17 protein-coding genes and 2 rRNA genes (1 of these 19 cut by a window edge) are annotated in these 19469 nt (G+C 37.4%); 12 read left to right on the top strand and 7 right to left on the bottom strand.

Annotated elements, in window-relative coordinates:
* The 3 genes from MY04_RS16375 to MY04_RS16385 all read left to right on the top strand — a co-directional run.
* Positions 1–1357: ribosomal RNA gene (locus MY04_RS16375) — 23S ribosomal RNA — on the top strand (it extends 1524 nt beyond the left edge of the window).
* Between the two features lie 69 nt (positions 1358–1426).
* Positions 1427–1538: ribosomal RNA gene (gene rrf / locus MY04_RS16380) — 5S ribosomal RNA — on the top strand.
* Positions 1539–2208: 670 nt separating this feature from the next.
* Positions 2209–3198, top strand: a complete 990-nt coding sequence (locus MY04_RS16385) for an alpha/beta hydrolase (RefSeq protein WP_084005928.1) — start codon at positions 2209–2211, stop codon at positions 3196–3198.
* A 64-nt stretch (positions 3199–3262) separates the two neighbouring features.
* Here the strand turns inward: MY04_RS16385 and MY04_RS16390 are convergent, their stop codons facing one another.
* Both MY04_RS16390 and rnr read right to left on the bottom strand, forming a co-directional pair.
* Positions 3263–3772 (bottom strand): phosphoribosyltransferase family protein, encoded by a 510-nt coding sequence (locus MY04_RS16390; RefSeq protein ID WP_066211356.1) that lies wholly within the window; start codon positions 3770–3772, stop codon positions 3263–3265.
* Between the two features lie 22 nt (positions 3773–3794).
* Positions 3795–5987 (bottom strand): ribonuclease R, encoded by a 2193-nt coding sequence (rnr, locus tag MY04_RS16395; RefSeq protein ID WP_066211358.1) that lies wholly within the window; start codon positions 5985–5987, stop codon positions 3795–3797.
* 129 nt (positions 5988–6116) lie between these two features.
* On the opposite strand from rnr, the gene MY04_RS16400 reads away from it, so the two are divergent.
* Entirely contained in the window at positions 6117–7244 is a 1128-nt protein-coding gene (locus MY04_RS16400) for a hypothetical protein (RefSeq protein WP_158297739.1), read from the top strand.
* Positions 7245–7252: 8 nt separating this feature from the next.
* Here MY04_RS16400 and cdd read toward each other — a convergent pair whose 3' ends face one another.
* Together cdd and MY04_RS16410 are read right to left on the bottom strand one after the other, a co-directional pair.
* Positions 7253–7741 (bottom strand): cytidine deaminase, encoded by a 489-nt coding sequence (gene cdd / locus MY04_RS16405; protein WP_066211363.1) that lies wholly within the window; start codon positions 7739–7741, stop codon positions 7253–7255.
* A gap of 89 nt (positions 7742–7830) precedes the next feature.
* On the bottom strand, positions 7831–8460 hold the full coding sequence (locus MY04_RS16410; protein WP_084005929.1) for a hypothetical protein: 630 nt from the start codon (positions 8458–8460) through the stop codon (positions 7831–7833).
* 228 nt (positions 8461–8688) lie between these two features.
* On the opposite strand from MY04_RS16410, the gene dtd reads away from it, so the two are divergent.
* From dtd to MY04_RS16450, 8 genes are all read left to right on the top strand, one after another.
* Complete coding sequence (dtd, locus tag MY04_RS16415) at positions 8689–9141, top strand: D-aminoacyl-tRNA deacylase (RefSeq protein ID WP_066211368.1); 453 nt, start codon at positions 8689–8691, stop codon at positions 9139–9141.
* A 186-nt stretch (positions 9142–9327) separates the two neighbouring features.
* Positions 9328–10284: a DUF4271 domain-containing protein gene (locus MY04_RS16420; protein WP_158297740.1), complete on the top strand. Its 957-nt coding sequence runs from the start codon at positions 9328–9330 to the stop codon at positions 10282–10284.
* 55 nt (positions 10285–10339) lie between these two features.
* Positions 10340–11119, top strand: a complete 780-nt coding sequence (locus tag MY04_RS16425) for a uroporphyrinogen-III synthase (RefSeq protein WP_066211372.1) — start codon at positions 10340–10342, stop codon at positions 11117–11119.
* A 199-nt stretch (positions 11120–11318) separates the two neighbouring features.
* Positions 11319–12290 carry a PorP/SprF family type IX secretion system membrane protein gene (locus tag MY04_RS16430; RefSeq protein WP_066211374.1) on the top strand — a complete coding sequence of 324 codons (972 nt, stop codon included), beginning with the start codon at positions 11319–11321 and terminating at the stop codon, positions 12288–12290.
* A 157-nt stretch (positions 12291–12447) separates the two neighbouring features.
* Entirely contained in the window at positions 12448–13500 is a 1053-nt protein-coding gene (locus MY04_RS16435) for a type IX secretion system lipoprotein PorK/GldK (protein ID WP_066211376.1), read from the top strand.
* A gap of 86 nt (positions 13501–13586) precedes the next feature.
* Positions 13587–14405, top strand: coding sequence for a type IX secretion system motor protein PorL/GldL (gene gldL / locus MY04_RS16440; RefSeq protein ID WP_066211378.1), 819 nt, complete (start codon positions 13587–13589; stop codon positions 14403–14405).
* Between the two features lie 51 nt (positions 14406–14456).
* Positions 14457–16073, top strand: a complete 1617-nt coding sequence (gene gldM, locus MY04_RS16445) for a type IX secretion system motor protein PorM/GldM (RefSeq protein WP_066211382.1) — start codon at positions 14457–14459, stop codon at positions 16071–16073.
* A gap of 15 nt (positions 16074–16088) precedes the next feature.
* Complete coding sequence (locus tag MY04_RS16450) at positions 16089–16970, top strand: hypothetical protein (RefSeq protein ID WP_066211385.1); 882 nt, start codon at positions 16089–16091, stop codon at positions 16968–16970.
* Positions 16971–17479: 509 nt separating this feature from the next.
* On the opposite strand, the gene tsf is transcribed toward MY04_RS16450, so the two are convergent.
* The 3 genes from tsf to rpsB form a co-directional block, all read right to left on the bottom strand.
* Entirely contained in the window at positions 17480–18310 is an 831-nt protein-coding gene (tsf, locus tag MY04_RS16455) for a translation elongation factor Ts (RefSeq protein WP_066211387.1), read from the bottom strand.
* A 119-nt stretch (positions 18311–18429) separates the two neighbouring features.
* The gene (locus MY04_RS16460) at positions 18430–18615 is read right to left on the bottom strand and encodes a hypothetical protein (RefSeq protein WP_066211389.1); all 186 of its coding nucleotides are present in this window, start codon (positions 18613–18615) and stop codon (positions 18430–18432) included.
* 35 nt (positions 18616–18650) lie between these two features.
* Entirely contained in the window at positions 18651–19412 is a 762-nt protein-coding gene (gene rpsB, locus MY04_RS16465) for a 30S ribosomal protein S2 (protein WP_066211391.1), read from the bottom strand.
* Positions 19413–19469: the final 57 nt, after the last annotated feature.

Genomic DNA, 19469 nt, shown 5'->3' on the forward strand with positions numbered 1-19469 from the left:
CGACTTGGGGAAACAAGACAGTACAGAGCGGCCACGGCCAATCTGATAACGATATGAAACGCTTCCAAGAAAACCTTCTAAGATTATGTTATAGGATCCCGTACCCCAAACCGACACAGGTGGTCAGGGTGAGTAACCCGAGGCGCTCGAGTGATTCATGGCTAAGGAACTAGGCAAATTAGCCCCGTAACTTCGGGAGAAGGGGCGCCTACTTACTTTGTAAGAGGCCGCAGCGAAGAAGTCCAGGCGACTGTTTAACAAAAACACATGGCTATGCGAACTCGAAAGATTCAGTATATAGCCTGACACCTGCCCGGTGCTGGAAGGTTAAGAGGGGGAGTTAGTGGTAACACGAAGCTCTGAATTGAAGCCCCAGTAAACGGCGGCCGTAACTATAACGGTCCTAAGGTAGCGAAATTCCTTGTCGGGTAAGTTCCGACCTGCACGAATGGTGCAACGATCTGGACGCTGTCTCGGCCATGAGCTCGGTGAAATTGAAGTAGCGGTGAAGATGCCGCTTACCCGCAACGGGACGAAAAGACCCCATGAACCTTTACTGCAACTTAACGTTGGCCGTTGGCCAGGAGTGTGTAGGATAGGCGGGAGACTGTGAAGGAGCGTCGCCAGGCGTTTTGGAGTCATTGTTGAAATACCGCCCTCTCCTGTTCGACGGTCTAACGGGTTTTGAACCCGGACATTGTTTGGTGGGTAGTTTGACTGGGGTGGTCGCCTCCAAAAGAGTAACGGAGGCTTTCCAAGGTTCCCTCACGACGGTCGGCAATCGTCGGAAGAGCGCAATGGCATAAGGGAGCCTGACTGCGAGAGAGACATCTCGACCAGGCACGAAAGTGGGACATAGTGATCCGGTGGTACCGCATGGAAGGGCCATCGCTCAAAGGATAAAAGGTACTCTGGGGATAACAGGCTGATCTCCCCCAAGAGCTCATATCGACGGGGAGGTTTGGCACCTCGATGTCGGCTCGTCACGTCCTGGGGCTGGAGAAGGTCCCAAGGGTTGGGCTGTTCGCCCATTAAAGTGGCACGCGAGCTGGGTTCAGAACGTCGTGAGACAGTTCGGTCTCTATCTGTTGCGGGCGTTGGAAATTTGAGAGGCTCTGACTTTAGTACGAGAGGACCGAGTTGGACACACCTCTGGCGTACCGGTTGTTCCGCCAGGAGCATCGCCGGGTACCTATGTGTGGAGCGGATAAGCGCTGAAAGCATCTAAGCGCGAAACCCACCTCGAGATGAGATTTCCTTATGAGGGTTGTTATAGATGATGACGTTGATAGGCTTCAAGTGTAAGTTCAGAGATGGATTAAGCTGAGAAGTACTAATCGCCCGAAAGCTTTTCTTCGGTTGGTGTCCCCTTATGGGGGCACCGACAAAGTTTTTACTGTTTCACAGTCAATGATATTAAGACATTGATGGTGCCAATGACGTAGGTGTTCACCTCTTCCCATTCCGAACAGAGCAGTTAAGCCCTACAGTGCTGATGGTACTGGGTTAACCCCCGGGAGAGTAAGTCGGCGCCACATTCATTAAATATAGAAGGTTAGTTAACACGAGATGTTGGCTAACCTTTTTTTGTTTGTCCATATTTTGGAGTAAATCCCACTGCCACCCGCTTGAAATATCAGGATATTCCTGCGGGGTGTTGTTGTGATTTACACTCAAAATCTGAACAAACGGTTATGGATGATCATACATCGAATAAGCAAGGGATTGCAATCCAATGCACATATTTCTACGAAAACCGATAGTTCCCGAGGGGCCAAGGCCGCCTCGCTGGAGACGGGGATGTAGATGGTAAATCCAAAATCTCGAGAATTGAATATACCCAAATAGTGTAGGCCAATAGAATGTGTAACGAGGGGCCAAGGCCACCTCTAGGAAGACGGAGAAATAAATAGATTTACTTTGGAAATTATACCTCAAAACCTTGGAAGCTATTAGTGTGGTAGAGAACTTCCCTCTTCCCTCTTCCCTCTTCCCTCTTCCCTCTTCCCTCTTCCCTCTTCCCTCTTCCCTCTTCCCTCTTCCCTCTTCCCTCCAACCTCAAAAAATTCCCCCATCCCCTTTCCTATTCTCTATATTTTCCCTTAAATTTCAGTTGCTAAATAATCAGGTTTCTAAATATTAATTTCATTTATTGGAATGTATTATTTTCAACCAAACTAAATAAGACGAATACTGAAAAGAAAAAAGATGAAAAAACTATTTTTAATTCTATTAGCCCCGATTGTCCTTTTCTCATGTTCCTCAACAGAGAATAAAACCGAGACTAAAAGTGAAAACAAAAAGGAAAATAAATTAAGTATTGGCGAAGCCTCACAGCTTCAAATACCAAAGGTTGTTGGAGGTAAAATTGAACGAATAGAGTCCTTTAAATCTAAATATATTGACGACCGATTAGTGGACGTATATCTTCCTGAAGGCTATTCTTCAGATAAGAAATACTCCGTATTGTATATGCATGATGGTTTAATGCTATTTGATTCAACGATCACATGGAATAAGCAAGAATGGCAAGTAGATGAGCACATCACGAAACTACTTGGAGAGAATAAAATTGAAGATGTAATTGTAGTAGCAGTTCCTAACAATGGGAAATATCGCTCATCAGAATACTTACCTCAGAAGTCAATTGAAACTTTGGACAAAGCATTACATGATAAGGTCGTGAATGTAAGAATGGCCGGTAAAGCAATATCAGATAATTATTTAAAATTCCTAACAGAAGAGTTAAAGCCTTATATCGATAATAAATACCCAACGCTTTCAGATCGTGATCATACTTTTGTAATGGGATCAAGTATGGGAGGATTAATTTCTCTTTATGCTATTTGCGAATACCCTGATGTGTTCGGTGGTGCAGGATGTTTGTCAACACACTGGCCAATGATTTTCCCAGATAAATTCACAGAAGAAGAATTGAAATTGGTTACTGATGGTATCATCAATTATGCAGATAAGAATTTACCAGACCCTAAAACTCATAAAATCTATTTTGATTATGGTACAGAAACATTAGATGCAATGTACGAGCCTTATCAATTAAGAATTAATGAGGTGATGAAAAAACACAAGTTTGATAATTCAAATTGGATAACGAAAAAATTCCCTGGTCAAAACCATTCAGAAAGATCATGGGATAGTCGTTTAGATATACCATTAACCTTCTTGATGGGTAAATAAACAATCAAACATAAAAAAGCCGAGTGACTCTTAGAAATCACTCGGCTTTTTTATATCAAGTAGTCTAGTTTAATGTGACAACAAACTTGTGAGGGTCAGAAAAATCAGCCTCCACATTTTGCTTTACTGTAGTGGATAACTCATACCCTAAAAAGTTAGGAACAATTGGAAATGTATGATATCCCCTATCCACTAAAACAGCTACTTGTAATTTTTCAATTCGAATACCTAAGAAAGGTTTGATACTATAAGCCAAAGTACGTCCAGTATTTAGAACATCATCGACCAATACAATCACTTTACCTTCCATTGCCTTTAGATCTTTATCTACTTCAATAAAAGTTTGAAGCGGAGCTGTTTTATCTATGGTGATCATGGTAATATCAGAAGGAATAGAAGCGATTTTATCAAACTGATTTTTTAATAACTCAGTAAATTCAAATCCAGATCCTTTGATACCGGCAAATACTATTTCTTTTGCACCGAAATTATCTTCATATACTTCGAAGGCAATTCGACGAATTTTTTGAACGATTTGTTCGTGTGATAAGATGACGTTGGTTGTTAACGACATAATATTTATTTTTTGATAAGTTTTAAACTAATTCAAAATCAATTGACCTCTTCTCGATATTGGTCTCTTTCACAATCACTTTGATAGGATCACCCAATTGGAATTTCTCTTTGTAGCGGACGCCCTGAACAATCATAGCATCATTATCAAAGATATACTGATCTCCAGTCATAGAACTGTATCTAATCAGACCTTCACATCTTGTGTCATTCAATTCGACAAACATGCCCCAATCAGTTAAACCAGAAATTGTGCCTTCCATTTCTTCGCCCAAGAACTCTGACATAAACTCTACTTGTTTATATTTAATCGAGGCTCTTTCAGCATCAGCAGCTACTTTTTCTCTGGCTGATGAGTGCTTACATTTGTCTTCGTACTCATTTTCATCAGCTGATTTACCTTTATCTAAATAGTGCTGCAATAAGCGGTGCACCATCATATCAGGGTATCGACGAATAGGTGATGTGAAGTGAGTATAATGAGCAAATCCAAGGCCATAGTGACCTTCTGCAGTAGTGGTATATACTGCTTTGGCCATAGTACGGATAGCTTGTTGCTCGATAATATTTTGTTCAGGTTTACCTTCTACCTCATCCGTTAACTTGTTCAATGTTTGAGGCAGTTTTTTCATGCTAAGATTTAAGTCGTAACCAAAACGTTTAGCAAAAGTGGCAAACTGAGCCAATTTATCTGGATCTGGATCACCATGTACACGATACACCATAGTACAAGGTTTACCATCTTGTTTCTTTCTGAAAATGCTTTCTGCCACACGTTTGTTGGCTAAAAGCATAAACTCCTCGATCATTTTATGTGCATCTTTTCTGATCTTAGGAGTTAAACCGATTGGTTTTCCTTCTTCATCAAGGTCAAATTTAAGTTCAACTGATTCAAAAGAGATTGCACCATTTTTGAAACGTTGATTTCTTAACTTCAATGCGATATCATTCAGAATATTAATTTCTTCTTGATAATCACCCTTGCCCGACTCAATTCTTTCTTGTGCTTCTTCGTAAGTGAAACGACGATCAGAGTGGATAACTGTACGGCCAAACTGTTGTTTGTGTATTTTACCATCCTCATCCATTTCGAAAATAGCACCAAAGGCCAAACGGTCCACATTAGGATTTAATGAACACAAGCCATTACTTAACTTTTCAGGAAGCATAGGTACTGTTCTATCCACTAAATAGACTGAAGTTGCTCTTTTTAAAGCTTCTTCTTCTAATTGAGATCCAGGACGGACATAATGTGTTACATCTGCAATATGTACCCCGATTTCATAATGACCATTTTTCATTTTTCTGATAGACAAGGCGTCATCAAAATCTTTGGCCGTTAGTGGGTCGATAGTGAATGTGGTTCTATTTCTAAAGTCTTTACGATTCTTGATTTCTTCTTCTGGAATTTCATCAGGAATCATATTGGCTTCCGCCTCTACTTCTTTAGGGAATTCAAAAGGCAATCCGAATTCAAACATAATAGAATGAATTTCAGTATTGTTCTCTCCTGCTTTGCCTAATATTTTAATGATTTTACCTGTAGGCGACTTATCATTCGGTTTCCATTGCGTCATCTTTACGATCACTTTGTCACCGTGATTAGCCTCTCCTATCTGATCTCTTGGAATGAAGAAGTCGAAGAACATTTTTCTATCTGAAGCAGCAACAAAAGCGAAACGGTCAGACACTTGAAGTTGTCCAACATATTCGTCTTTTTCTCTCTTTAAGATCTTAGTGATTTTAGCTTCAGTCCTATTTCTATTACGGTTATAGAAAGTAGTAAATTCAACCTTATCCCCATGAAGCGCACGATTCATGTTAGTAATTACTACACGAATATCTTCTTGAGGCTCCTCATCTACTTTAGTATCTACAATTAAAAAGGCAAACTTAGGATTGACGAAATCAACGGTAGCAGTTCTCGACTCAGAAATTTCATTTTCTAAAGTGATGGACTGATATTTCTTACCTTTAATTTGAAGTTTTCCTTCTTCAGCCATTTGGGCAAGAATATATTTTAGTTTATCCTTATCTGTTTGGCTTTTGATTCTAACCTCTTTATTGATTTGTCTTAAGCTGAAACTACTTTCAGGGGAAGAGTTCAATAAATTGATAATGTTCTCAATGGTGTATTTATTCAAGCTACTTCGCTTTTGAGGTTTTCGCTTTCCTCTAGAATTTTCTTTTTTATTCTTTTTTTTGCCTTTTGTCATGTTTTTGATTTACATCTAGAAAAAGATGAGACAAGATTTCTTATATTAAAGTAATGATGTTGACACAAACCTTGTTACATCTGCTAAATTACGATAAAAACCTAGTATATTGACGATCACCCCCTACATATGTTACGAACTTTATACATAAGTCTACTTTTTTTATTCTTATTATCAAAAAGTACCGCTCAAACTCCCAAAATGTTATGGGAAAATGATGATGCTCTGAACATTGCCTCAGAGATAATGGACTGTTATTACCACTGGAATTTTAAAAAAGCAGACAGTTTATTGGTTCGTTATGAAGTAATGATGCCTAAACATCCCTCACTTCCACTATTAAAAGCATTAGAAATATATTGGGAAAACTCTCCGTTTGATTATCAAAATGATGAGACCGTAGAGAAAATGTTTCTTCATATTAATAGATGTATAACTATATCGGAAAGCCGGATATCGAAAAATAAATCCGATAAAGAAGCGACCTATTTTATGTTATTGGCCAAAAGTCTAAAAGCTAGAGCCTATAACTACAGAGGAGCCACTTGGAAAGCTGTAAATGAAGCCAAGGCAGTGTATAATTTAACCAGAAAAGGAATGGGGTATACAGAAGAACTGCCTGAGTTTAATTTCTCTTCAGGTATTTATAATTATTACAGGGAGTTTTATCCGGAGAAACATCCTATCTATAAACCATTTCTAACTTTTTTTCCATCAGGAAATAAAGACTTAGGTGTAAAACAATTGGTCTATAGTATGAAATCAAGTGTTTTTGCCTCAGCTGAAGCACAAAAGTACCTTATGTGGATTTATTCTCATACGAATAGCCAAAAATCGGTAACTCTTGCTAAAGATATGATCAGTAAATATGATGATAATGAATGGCTTATTTTCGAATCTTTACTAGTATTGTCTAATTACAATATGTTGTCTGATTCTATCATTAATTTAGAAATATTGAAGCTATCTGATTCGAAGAATAATTTCTTTTCATTATCAAGCAAAATGCTTTTGGGAATGAAGTATTATGAGATGCAAGATTTTAGTCAATCTAAGAAGATTTTATTGGAAACTGAGGATAAAATAGATCAAATTTCTACAAGAAAGACTTATTTACAACCCTATATATTTTCCTACTTAAAATCCATTTATGAGTTAGAGGGCAACCAAGAACTCATGAAGAAATATCAAAAAATGGCCAGTAATACGATGTATGGTGATGAGATAATGGCAAGACTATACGCTTCAAGACAATAACGCAATTCTTATTCAAACAAGTCCTTTTGAGTGAATTTGAATGGTAAAAGATCAGATACAGAGTGTATCTCAAATATTTGATCGTCCCCTTTCATGATTACTCGAATATTTTCGTTTTGTTTTACTTCATATTCAAGCATAGCCTGTCTGCATGACCCACAAGGTGAAATAGGTATGAATTCTGTGTCCTCACCTTTTCTAGCTGCAATAGCAATGGTTTTGATCACAGCATTTGGATGAGTAGCACCTGCGTAGTACATCGCTGTTCTTTCCGCACACATCCCAGATGGATAAGCAGCATTTTCTTGATTATTGCCAACGATAACTTCTCCAGTTTCTAATCTTAGGGCGGCTCCTACATTAAAATTGGAATAGGGAGCGTAGGCATTAAAAGTAGCTTTTTCAGCAGCAGCTAATAATTCTTGATCTTCCTTTGATAGGTCATTTAATTGATCATATGAGACAATTTCAATATTTATATTTATTTTTTTACCCATAATTTAAGCGATTGGTTGAATATTGAAGATACAAAAAAAGCCTTTAGAAATTCATCTAAAGGCTTCCAAATAATTTTAAAACTTAAAGCTTATTTACCACTTTTGCGTTTTACATCTTTGATATCTTTACGAGTGTTATCTTCGTATGCAACAATCCATGCATCTTTAACACCCATAGCTCTCATGTATTTTTTAAACTGATCTGCTTCACCGTAGTCACGGAAGTAAGCAATTGTATATTTTTTCAAACCGTCTTCATCTTCCATCCAGAAATTACCTTTGTCTTGGAATTTAGAAAGGTCTCTGTTTTTGAATGCTCCAATTTGTACTTTGTATACCACTCCTTTTGTATAGTCATCACCAGAAGAAGAAACATTGTTGTCCATTTTGCTCTTCATTTTCTCAAGTTGAGCTCTTAGGTCAGCAATTTCGTTGTCTTTTTCTCTCAACTGTTGATCAAAAGACTCTTTTTCTTGCTCCAATTTAGAAATTTCAGCTTTTAAACCAGAAGCTTGTCCTCTAAGAGTGTTTAGTTCTTGAGTCATGTCGCGGAATTTTAAAGGGTCAGTTTCCTTTAATTTCTTTTTCCACTCTTTAATTTCTTTCTTTTGTGCTTTTTTGTCGTTGCCTGAACTTTTCTTTTTCTTTTGGGCGAAAGCATCATTTTCTACTGCAACAATGCTAAAAGCGAGTAATAGTAATATAAAAATCCTTCTCATGGTAAAATATGTTTTCTCAAATTGGATTGATGATGTACGTAAATAACTCACTTTATGTATAGTTTATTATTTCGACGTACAAAAAACATCAAAGTTTATACCATTATTTTAAGTAAAAATTTTGTAGATGTAAAAAAAAAGGAGATTTAGCTTTAAATTCGTGGTAAATTTCATATTCCATATGGGTTATGTTAAATACTAGAAATTTTAGAAAAAGTTATCAATAATATGATTGCAGTTATCCAAAGAGTAACTCAAGCGAAAGTTGAGATAGAAGGAGAGGTAAAAGGACAAATTGACGGAGGGTTTCTCATTTTGTTAGGAGTAACTCATGACGATAATTCGTCTGATATTGAGTGGTTATCAAAAAAAATTACCGGCTTGAGAGTATTTTCTGATGAAGAAGGTAAAATGAATCGTTCCATTCAAGATGTAGAGGGAAATATCTTATTGATTTCTCAATTCACTTTGCATGCAAGTACCAAAAAAGGAAATCGACCTTCTTATATAAATGCCGCACCACCTAAAGTGGCAATTCCATTATATGAAGAAATGATTACGGCTTTGGAATCAAATTTGGGTAAGAAAATAGAGACAGGAGAATTTGGAGCTGATATGCAAGTTTCTTTATTAAACGATGGTCCTGTGACAATAATTATAGATTCTAAAGACAGAAAATAATCAATGAATCATTTAAGGTTTCTTTTTCTAGTCCTTTATATATTTTGTGGAACATCCACATTCGCACAAACTGACAAACAGTTTTACTCCTTACAGGACGAATGGAAGGTGTATGATAACCGTACGTCTAGTTTTCTTCCCTACCTAAAAGAACAAAACCCTTTTACAAAGAACTTTTATCTATTAATGAAAAAAGATGATTTGTATGGATTGGGTATTGAGTTTGTTGTGCCCAAAGGTGCGGGAGTATTCATAAATAATCAGTTGCAAGAAGTAGCTGACTCTGAACATCAAACCATCTTTTTCTCAAATAATTTATTAATTGATAATTTAGTCAATGAAGATGAGTTGTTGTTGGTAGTGAATACGGTGAATGGAATTATACCGGAAGCTTATTTGTCTAATTATCAATATTCCTATCGAACTTTGACTGCGGATAAAATCAAAGCTCAAGAAGATGGAGTGATCATACCTCGATTTGATTCGAAGTATAGAAATATGTTGCTCATGTGGGCGATAATAGTTTTTGTATCTGTAAGTGTATGCTCACAAATTGGTGGTTTGAAAACGGGATATGAAAGTATTTTAAAAGCATTTGATGGAGTAACCCTAGGTCGTTCGGATAATAATAAATTAAACACATTACAGCTTTTGATGTTTTTAGTCTGTTTTATTCTTGTCGGCAGTTTAGCAATGATGTTATTTGGTTCGGGAGATATTTGGTTATCGGAAATCAATTCTTCAGAAACCAATAAGACCTATTCTGATTTTTTTGGAAACATATCCTACATCATTATCTCCATTTTTTTATTTGTCGCCTTTCGATTAATGGTAATTTACGTTTTAGGAAATATTTTTGGCAATAAAAATGTCTCTTCAATACACAGTATAGAATTTTATAAACTCACTTGGGTTTTTGTTCTGTTTTTCTTGTTTTTATGTGTATTATGGACGTTAAATCCCTTTAACATCAGTTGGGATTTTATGCGGAATTTTATAGGTATAGCCTTCTTTCTAAAAAGTTTTTTAGTCTATATCGCTGTATATAAACAAGTAAACCTTAGATTTAATTATTTATTTTCGTATTTTTGCGCGACAGAATTCTTACCATCGTTGCTGGCGGTAAAGGTATTCATAGGTTGATTTCTTATAACTCACAGACAAGTCTAAGGACTTTTATTAAATATAAATCACAAGCATGGCAAACGACATAGCAGGTAAAGTGGTGAAGAAAGCCGTAAAATCAATTTTGGTGTCTCAGCCGGAGCCATCCAATCAAAATTCGCCTTATCATAAATTAGGTGAAAAGTATGGTATCAAAATAGACTTTCGCCCATTTATTGAAGTTAAAGGTGTAACAGCAAAAGAGTTTAGAACTCAAAAGATCAATATTTTAGATCATACAGCTGTCATTTTCACTTCGAGAAATGCCATTGATCATTTTTTCAGATTGTGTAAGGAGCTAAAAGTAGAAGTTCCTACAGATATGAAATACTTCTGTATCTCAGAACAAACTGCTAACTATCTTCAAAAGTATATTGTAGTTAGAAAGCGTAAGTTGTTCACAGGTTACAAAACAGCAAGAGATATGTTTGATTTATTCAAAAAGCATAAATCAGAAAAATATTTATTCCCTTGTTCAGATATTCGTAAAGAGGACATTCCTAATTTCATGACAGAAGCAGGAATTGAGATGAATGAAGCAATTATTTACAGAACAGTTGCTGCAGATTTATCTGACCTTAGCGAGATCTACTACGATATGATTGCATTTTTCAGTCCATCAGGTATCAAGTCTTTGTTCACAAACTTCCCAGATTTTGAACAAAAAGAGACTAGAATTGCTGCTTTTGGACCAACAACAGCAGCAGCTGTAAGAGATGCAGGATTACATTTAGATGTAGAGGCACCTCTACCGAATGCACCATCTATGACAGGTGCCATTGAGTTGTACATTAAAGAAGCGAACGATTTATAATCGAGCTTTCCATATATAAGAGCATCATTTCCTGGAAATGATGCTTTTTTTATTCCATTTTTTTCTGAATACCTCATTTATTTTATTAAATTGTATTAACCAGATCAACTTGATCTCCGGTTATCTAACACATTTAAGCAGACATAAATCATCTGTACTAAACAACCTCATCACTTAACCCTTGGTAATCTTTTAATTTATGCATCTTAATAAGTTACTAATAAGAACTTTAATCCTAGGACTTACTATTTTATCTCTTCAGGTAATGGGTCAGCAAGATCCGCAGTTCACTCAATACATGTTTTCAAAGCCGTTTCATAATCCAGCTGCTGTAGGGATGACCTCAACAGATGCAGAGGCTTTGTTAATTCATAGAACTCAATGGTTGGGTTACGAAGGAACATTTGATGATAATGGAACTTTAAACACGCAATTATTCTCTTTGAGTGCTCCAATTGCATCAAAAAGATTGGGAGTAGGTTTTCATGTTATACATGATGACGTGGGGTTGATGAGTAATCTGGAAGCTCAGTTTTCTGTATCTTATTATGTGCCAGTTAAGAAAGGGACATTGTCATTTGGTTTAAGAGGAGGTGTATATGATCGTTCTATTAATACCAGTCGTTTGAGGTTCGTGAATGAGAATGATCCATTTTTTACTTCTGGTTTACCTTTAAACTCTATTGTACCTGATATTTCAGCGGGTATTTACTTTCAACATGAGAAGCTTTACGCAGGTGTAGCAGCCAAACATTTGCTTCCATCCGAATTTATCGGAGGAAAGGATAGTCCATTTTCTTCTTTAAAGATGGCATTTAATGGAATGTTTGGAATGTCATTCGACGTAACCAATAATATTGTACTTCAACCTTCTGTATTGGTGAAGTCTGATTTGAGTAATTTTACTTTCGATGCTAACCTTATTACCAATTTACAAGAATGGATCTATGTAGGTGCTGGAGTGAGAGAAATAGAGTCTTTAAATGTGTTAGCAGGTGTATATGTTCTTAAAAATAGAAAGTTACATATAGGGTACGCCTTTGATTATACCTTAAGGGATCAAGTAGCAAAAGCGCCTACATCTCATGAAATACTATTATCCTTCGGATTTAATTCGTTTGGCTCAAAAACCCCTTCAGCGATACGTACGCCTAGATATCGACATGATTAATCGCCACTAAAATCCATATATTTTTATTTTTTTTTAGAGAATTCTCCTTTTTGGAATCTTTTTTGTTTTGATACCAATATCTATGATCGAGTTAAATTTTATTAACTATCAATCAGGAATTAGAAACAATAAATCCAAGTAGGAGAATTTTTAGCATATGAAAAGCTTGTCATTAAAAAGGCTTACGGGAATGTTAAGCATTTTGGCTGTCTTAACTCAGAGTTGCGGAGGAGGCGGCCTATTCGGAGGCGGGAGTGTCTCTGATGAGGGAGAACTTACGGGTTCATTAGACCGTCCTGAGTGGGATGCGCAAGTTATACCTATCGGTATGACGAACGTTCCTGGTGGTACTTTCCACATGGGACAGGCAGACGAAGACATTACGTATTCGATGATCAACATGAATAAACAAGTTACTATTAGTGGCTTCTTTATGGATGAAACAGAGATCACAAACAACGAGTATCGTCAATTTATCGAGGGTATGGAAGCAGAGTCTGATACTAGTGCAGATTGGACTTATGAGCAAATCCAAGAAGAATTAAGACCAGATACAACAGTATGGGAGAAAGATTTCTCATATCACATGGGTGAACCAATGCAAGATTACTATTACTCACATCCTGCATTTGATGAATATCCAGTAGTAGGTGTAACAAGAAGAGCAGCAGTTGAATTCTGTGCTTGGAGAACAAGACACCTTAATAGTTACAGAATTGAGCAAGGTCAAGCAGAATTACCTGCGTTTAGATTACCAACAGAAGCAGAGTGGGAATACGCTGCGAGAGGTGGTCTGGATATGGCGAAATACCCTTGGGGTGGTCCATATGTAAGAAACGGTAAAGGTTGTGCCTTGGCTAACTTTAAACCTGGTAGAGGAAACTACTATGACGATGGTTATTCATACACGTCACCAGTAGGTGCTTATTTCCCTAACGGTTTTGGTTTATATGATATGTCGGGTAATGTTGCAGAGTGGTGCGATGACGCCTATAACCCAGCTGGCTATCCGATTGTTTGGGACTTAAACCCAACATACACAGATCCTAACGAGCCTAAGAAGATTGTAAGAGGTGGTTCTTGGAAAGACATTCCTTTCTACATCCAAACAGGTACTAGATCATACGAGTTCGAAACACAAGCGAGATCTTATATTGGTTTCCGTTGTGCAATGATCAACTTGGGTAGATCTTCAGGATTTGAATTTTAGAGTAATTTTTTAAATGTTATTTTGGCCAATTTTGGTTATCAACATTATCGAAACACATCAATTAGAAAATTTTTAAGCAGACAGAAATGAGCCATTTTCACGAAACAGGTAGACAGAAGTTCTACAGAGTATATGCTCCAATTTTAACAAACTTAGGAGCGTCGGTCGTAATTATTGGAGCCATGTTCAAAATTCTTCACCTTCAAGGTGGTGGTCCTATCCTTGCGGCAGGTTTGGTAACAGAGGCATTCTTATTCTTCATTGGTGCTTTTGCTCCAGCTCCTCCTCCAGAGAAACATTACGATTGGGAATTAGTTTATCCAGAATTATTAAGTGGTGAAGCTGCTACAGCTAAGAAACCTGCTAAAAAGGATAATTCTAAAGACCTTGCAGCATTAGGTGCAATGGATAAATTATTGGCAGATGCGAAATTAACTCCAGAAGTATTTAAGAACTTCGGTTCTGGTATGGAGAACTTGAATAAATCAGTAGGTCAAATGAAATCTGTAGCTAGCGTTGCTGGTGCATCAGATGAGTACTCAAGAAGTTTACAAGTAGCAACAAAGTCTATGGGCGACTTAAACAAGTCATTCTCGACTACTGTAACTGCAATGAAAACAATGGAAGGTACAGCTGCTGACTCTAAAGCTCACCAAGCTCAAGTACAAGCAATCACTAAGAATTTAGGTGCATTAAACGCTGTTTACGAAATGGAATTGAAAGATGCTAACAACCATCTTAAAACAATCAATAAATTCCACGGTAACTTGGCTAACGCTGTTCAAAGTATGGACGAAGCATCTAAAGAGGCTTCTAAATTCAAAACACAAATGTCTACATTGACAACTAACTTAACTCAGTTGAACAATGTATATGGTAAGATGCTAACTGCTATGAAAGGCTAGTCTAGTCTTTCACAAGATGTCTAATTTTAACACAATAATCTAAAAAGACTGATGGCAGGAGGTAAGGAAACACCAAGACAACGGATGATTGGTCTAATGTACTTAGTACTTATGGCCATGCTCGCATTGAATGTTAGTAACACGGTTCTTGATAAGTTCATGTTCATTGAACGTGCACTTAATGAGGCGAATGAAATTAAGATTCAAGAGAATGATAGACAGTTGCATGCAATTGAGGCAGCTGTGAAAAAGAAAAACAACGCAATCACTCAGGAAGTACTTAAAGAAGCAACTGCTTTAAGAACAGAGACTGTAAAAGTAACTGACCTTATTGAGGAACTTAAGCAGGAGATCATTAAGAAATCTGGTGATTATGATGAAAGTACAGGTGAATTAAAAGGAAAAAGTGATACCCAAATCCCTGCTGAGATTATGATCGGTGTAGAGGGCGCTAAGAAAAAAGGTAAAGCTTATGACCTTGAGAAGAAGTTAAATGAATTAGCGAAGCATTATGATGCTGTAGCTATGAAATTTGATACTACAAAAACTTGGAGAAAGATCGGTAAACTGGCCAAATCTGCAAAAGAAATGGAACAGTACAAAAACGATAAAGACAACAAGAACAAAGATTACGCTCAAATTCAATTCGAAGATACTCCAGTAGCTGCAGCATTAGCAGTATTAACAGAAGTATCGTCTGAAGTATTACAAGCTGAAACGAAAGTTTTACAAGTATTGAACGATAGAGTTGGTGGACGTGTAGTTTTCGATAAAGTAGTAGCGGTTGTTAAACCAACTTCTAAATTTGTAGCAGCTGGATTGGATTATGAAGCAACAATGTTTATTGCTGCATCATCTTCAGCAGCTAAGCCAAGAATGAAACAAAACGGTGCTGATATCAAAGTAGAAGCAGGTGTAGGTACAATTAAATTCCCTGCAAAAGCAGCTAAATATGATAAAAACGGTCGTTCAACTCAAACTTGGAAAGGTGAGATTACATATACTACTCCTTTCGGTGATACTACATTATTAGTAGAGGAAGAGTACGTAGTAGTTAGACCTACAATTTCTGTAAACTCGGCAACTGTAAATGCCCTTTATAGAAACGTTGCAAACAAATTAGTTGTAGACGTACCTGCTTTAGGTGAGTCTTACAGCCCAAGATTCTCTGCAACAAATGCTTCTGTAAAAGGTAGTGGTAAAACGGCAACAATTATCCCTACTCAAAAGGCGAAAAGCGTTGTACTTACTGTAAACAGTGGTGGTAACAGAATTGGTACTAAAACGTTCAAAACACGTGGTGTACCGAAACCAACTATTAAGTTCCCAGGTGTCGATATGAAAAAAGGTATCTCACGTAAGACTTCTAAATTACGTGTTGTTCCTGAGCCAGATGCTGAATTTAAAGCAGCTCTTCCAGATGAAGCTAACTACCGTGTAGTAGATTGGGAAGTTACAGTGGCATTCGGTACTAAACCAATTGGTAAGCCTATGCGTGTTACAGGTGGTAACCAATCAATGGATATCGGACGATTATTAAGAAACGCTCCTAAAACAGAAGGTGTTCGTATTGTAGTTGATGTAAAGAAAGTGGTTCGTAAAAACTCTTTGGGTAAAACTGAAACAGTTCCAGGTGTTGGCGGTATCACAACAATTGCAGTGAACTAAGAAGAATTAAATATTATGAAAAGTCTAAGAGGAATACTTTTACTAGCATTTACAGTATTTGCTAGCATGGCTTACGCTCAGGAGATTGATGAGAGTGAATGGAATAAGCACTCTGTGAGACCTGTTCGTAATGCAGACATTATGTTTAAAAGAACAGTATGGTACAGAGTTAACCTGAACGATAAAATGAATCAGCCATTCTTCGCTAAGAATAGATGGTTACCAAAACTGATGATTGATGCCGTGAAGAGTAGCTTACTTAGACCATATGAAAATGATTCTTTGAAAAAGCGTCTTACTATTGACGAATTCAAAGAGCGTGTTAAGAAGCCTAATCTAGGTGGTGACTCAGGCGGCGGTGACGACTGGGGCGGCGGCGACGATTGGGGCGGCGGCGGCGGCGGCTGGGGCGACTCAGGCGATAGCTGGGGCGGCGGCGGAAGCGGCGGCGCTGGTGCAGTAGCTGCTTCTTCAGACGAAGTTTATCCTGAAGACATCTATTTAATGGATGTTCAAGTAGATATCTTGTTTGACCGTAGAAGAGGTAAGTGGATCCACGATATTCAAGTGTTGACGCTAGTTCTTCCTGCAGAAAACAACGGTGGTACTTTGGAAAGACAAGTTGCTTCATTCTCATACAAAGAGGTAGTAGAAAACCTTTTCAAAGAGAACAGAGACGCACTTTGGTATAACGATAGAAACTTAGCAGAAAGCAAAAACCTTTCAGATGCTTTCGACCTATTGTTACACGATGGTAAGATCACTAAATACTCTAATACACAAGATAAAGACATTGCTTTATTGTATGGAGATGCTAAAGGTGATATCGCTTTAATGAAAGGTTTAGAATACAAATATGACCTTGTAGAATTCGAATCAGACCTATGGTCTAACTAATTCTATAAGAAACCTATAAAAGGAAAGACTTCTTACTTCGGTAAGGAGTCTTTTTTTTTTGAAATGAAAAGTATAAAATTAAAAATTAAAAATGAAAAGTTAAAAACGTGGTTACTGGAGCTAACGTTGGGGTGTTTCTAGTGATATCATTTAAACTAGATATGTGTTTTATGTAGATATATATAATCAATTAAAAACGAGGTCGGGGAACCTCTCTAACGTTTCTTAGACACAGATATCGCTATCGCTTAACATCTGCGGCAGTATTAATTACCCCACCTACACGTTATTGTAACTAATTACATTTTTCATTCTTAATTTTTTACTTATAATTTCTACACGTTATTGTTACTAACTACGTTTTTCATTTTTAACTTTTCATTTTTACTTTCAAAAGTAATAAGTAGTAGAGAACTAGTCGTTTCATAAATCATCACCAACGAAAAAAAGGTCACCCTAAACAAATAGGATGACCTTTCATATATAATTAATTCCTTGTTGGAATAAAATTACTTACCAGTTGAAACTCTGTTGAATGATTTTACAACCATACCAGATTTCACGCTACCTACGTAGTTCTTCACCGATTGGCTAGGATCTTTAACGTAAGCTTGCTCAAGAAGAGTGTTTTCTTTTAAGAATTTCTTCACGTAACCTTCAGCGATACGCTCTAAGATATTCTCAGGCTTACCTTCTTGACGAGCACGCTCAACACCGATTTCTTTTTCTTTAGCAATTAATGTAGGATCTACATCTTCAGCAGCTAGAGCCAATGGACGCATAGCAGCAACTTGCATACCTACGTTTCTACCAGCTTCTAATACAGCTTCGTCTGCAGCCTCAGAAAGCTCAACTAATACAGCGATAGAAGCACCGTGCTTATAAGCAGCAACAGCAGCACCTTCTACGTTAGCGTAGCCAGAGATTTCCATTTTCTCACCCATCTTAGCAGTCAATGCTGTGATAGCTTCAGTTGCAGCTACACCATCAACAGTAAGTGCAAGAACTTCCTCAGCAGTTTTAGCGTCTGCAGCAACAGCAGCATCCAATAAGCTTTGACCTAAAGCTTTGAATTCGTCGTTTACAGATACAGGCTCAGTTTCGCAAGCGAAAGCTAAAGCAACTGCTTTTGAGTTGTCATCGCTAGAATAAACGAAAACTTGACCTTCAGTAGTCTCTCTGTCAGCTCTTTTAGCTGCCAATTTTTGACCTTTTTTACGAAGGATTTCAACTGCTTTGTCCAAATCACCTTCAGCTTCTGAAAGTGCTTTTTTACAGTCCATCATACCCGCACCAGTCATAGTACGAAGCTTTTTTACGTCTTGTGCTGTGATAGCCATCTCTTTATGATTTAAAAAAGAGGTTAAACAAATGGTAGTAAACTACCTTAAATTTATACGAACAAACCCGCAAGGTACTAGTACGATGCGGGTTTGGTTAAAACCCAAATAAGTTATGCTTATTTAGAAGCTTTATTAGCAGCTAAACCTTCTTTAACTTTAGCTTTAACTTCAGCCATCTCAGTACGGATAGCTTCTAAAGCTGCAGCGTCGCGGTCCGCTTTCTTTTGCTTGAAGATATCGCCTTGCTTCACTTTTAATTCGTGAAGTTTAGCTTCAAGCTCTTTGATATCTTTAATATCCATTTTTATTCAAAATTTAAAGGTAAACGAGATAAGAATTACTCATTAGAAGCTTCGTCAGCCGCTTTCTTTTCTGCTTCAGCAGCAGCAGATGCAGCTTCGTCACGCTCTTTCTTACGCTCGCCAATTCCTTCTTCGATCGCAGAACCTACAGCACCCATGATAGCGCTTACAGATTTGAATGCGTCGTCGTTTGCAGGGATAACGAAATCAACACCCTCTGGGTTTGAGTTAGTATCAACCATTGCAAATACAGGAATACCCAATTTTTGAGCTTCTTTTACAGCGATAGACTCACGCTTCACGTCAATGATAAACAATGCAGCTGGAAGACGAGTTTGGTCAGCAATACCACCCAATACTCTTTCTAACTTCTCACGCTCACGTTGCATCATAAGACGCTCACGCTTTGCAAGAGAGTTGTACTCATCCGACTTCATTAATTTGTCGATAGACGACATTTTTTTCAATGATTTACGTACTGTTTGGAAGTTAGTTAACATACCACCTAACCAACGCTCAGTAACGAAAGGCATTTTTAGTCTTGCCGCTTCTTGAGCAACGATGTCTTTTGCTTGCTTTTTAGTAGCAACAAACATCACTTTACGACCAGACTTTACAATATTTTTTAGAGCGTTTTGTGCTTGCTCTAAAGCAGTCTTTGTTTTGTTCAGGTCAATGATGTGGATACCATTGCGCTCCATGAAGATGTAAGGAGCCATCTTTGGATTCCACTTTCTGGTCAAGTGACCAAAGTGAACGCCTGCGTCAAGCAGTTCTTTATATTCTAAATTTTTCATTGTTCTAACAAGTAGATTGTTTTTGCAAAACGTATTTATGCAGCTCGGCTGATAGTC

The organism is Flammeovirga sp. MY04, from assembly GCF_001682195.2.
Classification (GTDB): domain Bacteria; phylum Bacteroidota; class Bacteroidia; order Cytophagales; family Flammeovirgaceae; genus Flammeovirga; species Flammeovirga yaeyamensis.

Bases quoted from the DNA above. Each gene is read 5' to 3' on its own strand.
- MY04_RS16435 (WP_066211376.1), top strand. From the start codon at position 12,448: ATGAAAAGCTTGTCATTAAAAAGGCTTACGGGAATGTTAAGCATTTTG.
- cdd (WP_066211363.1), bottom strand. From the start codon at position 7,741: ATGGGTAAAAAAATAAATATAAATATTGAAATTGTCTCATATGATCAA.
- rnr (WP_066211358.1), bottom strand. From the start codon at position 5,987: ATGACAAAAGGCAAAAAAAAGAATAAAAAAGAAAATTCTAGAGGAAAG.
- dtd (WP_066211368.1), top strand. From the start codon at position 8,689: ATGATTGCAGTTATCCAAAGAGTAACTCAAGCGAAAGTTGAGATAGAA.
- MY04_RS16410 (WP_084005929.1), bottom strand. From the start codon at position 8,460: ATGAGAAGGATTTTTATATTACTATTACTCGCTTTTAGCATTGTTGCA.
- rpsB (WP_066211391.1), bottom strand. From the start codon at position 19,412: ATGAAAAATTTAGAATATAAAGAACTGCTTGACGCAGGCGTTCACTTT.
- MY04_RS16390 (WP_066211356.1), bottom strand. From the start codon at position 3,772: ATGTCGTTAACAACCAACGTCATCTTATCACACGAACAAATCGTTCAA.
- MY04_RS16425 (WP_066211372.1), top strand. From the start codon at position 10,340: ATGGCAAACGACATAGCAGGTAAAGTGGTGAAGAAAGCCGTAAAATCA.
- MY04_RS16450 (WP_066211385.1), top strand. From the start codon at position 16,089: ATGAAAAGTCTAAGAGGAATACTTTTACTAGCATTTACAGTATTTGCT.
- MY04_RS16385 (WP_084005928.1), top strand. From the start codon at position 2,209: ATGAAAAAACTATTTTTAATTCTATTAGCCCCGATTGTCCTTTTCTCA.
- gldM (WP_066211382.1), top strand. From the start codon at position 14,457: ATGGCAGGAGGTAAGGAAACACCAAGACAACGGATGATTGGTCTAATG.
- MY04_RS16420 (WP_158297740.1), top strand. From the start codon at position 9,328: ATGAAAAAAGATGATTTGTATGGATTGGGTATTGAGTTTGTTGTGCCC.
- MY04_RS16400 (WP_158297739.1), top strand. From the start codon at position 6,117: ATGTTACGAACTTTATACATAAGTCTACTTTTTTTATTCTTATTATCA.
- MY04_RS16430 (WP_066211374.1), top strand. From the start codon at position 11,319: ATGCATCTTAATAAGTTACTAATAAGAACTTTAATCCTAGGACTTACT.
- MY04_RS16460 (WP_066211389.1), bottom strand. From the start codon at position 18,615: ATGGATATTAAAGATATCAAAGAGCTTGAAGCTAAACTTCACGAATTA.
- gldL (WP_066211378.1), top strand. From the start codon at position 13,587: ATGAGCCATTTTCACGAAACAGGTAGACAGAAGTTCTACAGAGTATAT.
- tsf (WP_066211387.1), bottom strand. From the start codon at position 18,310: ATGGCTATCACAGCACAAGACGTAAAAAAGCTTCGTACTATGACTGGT.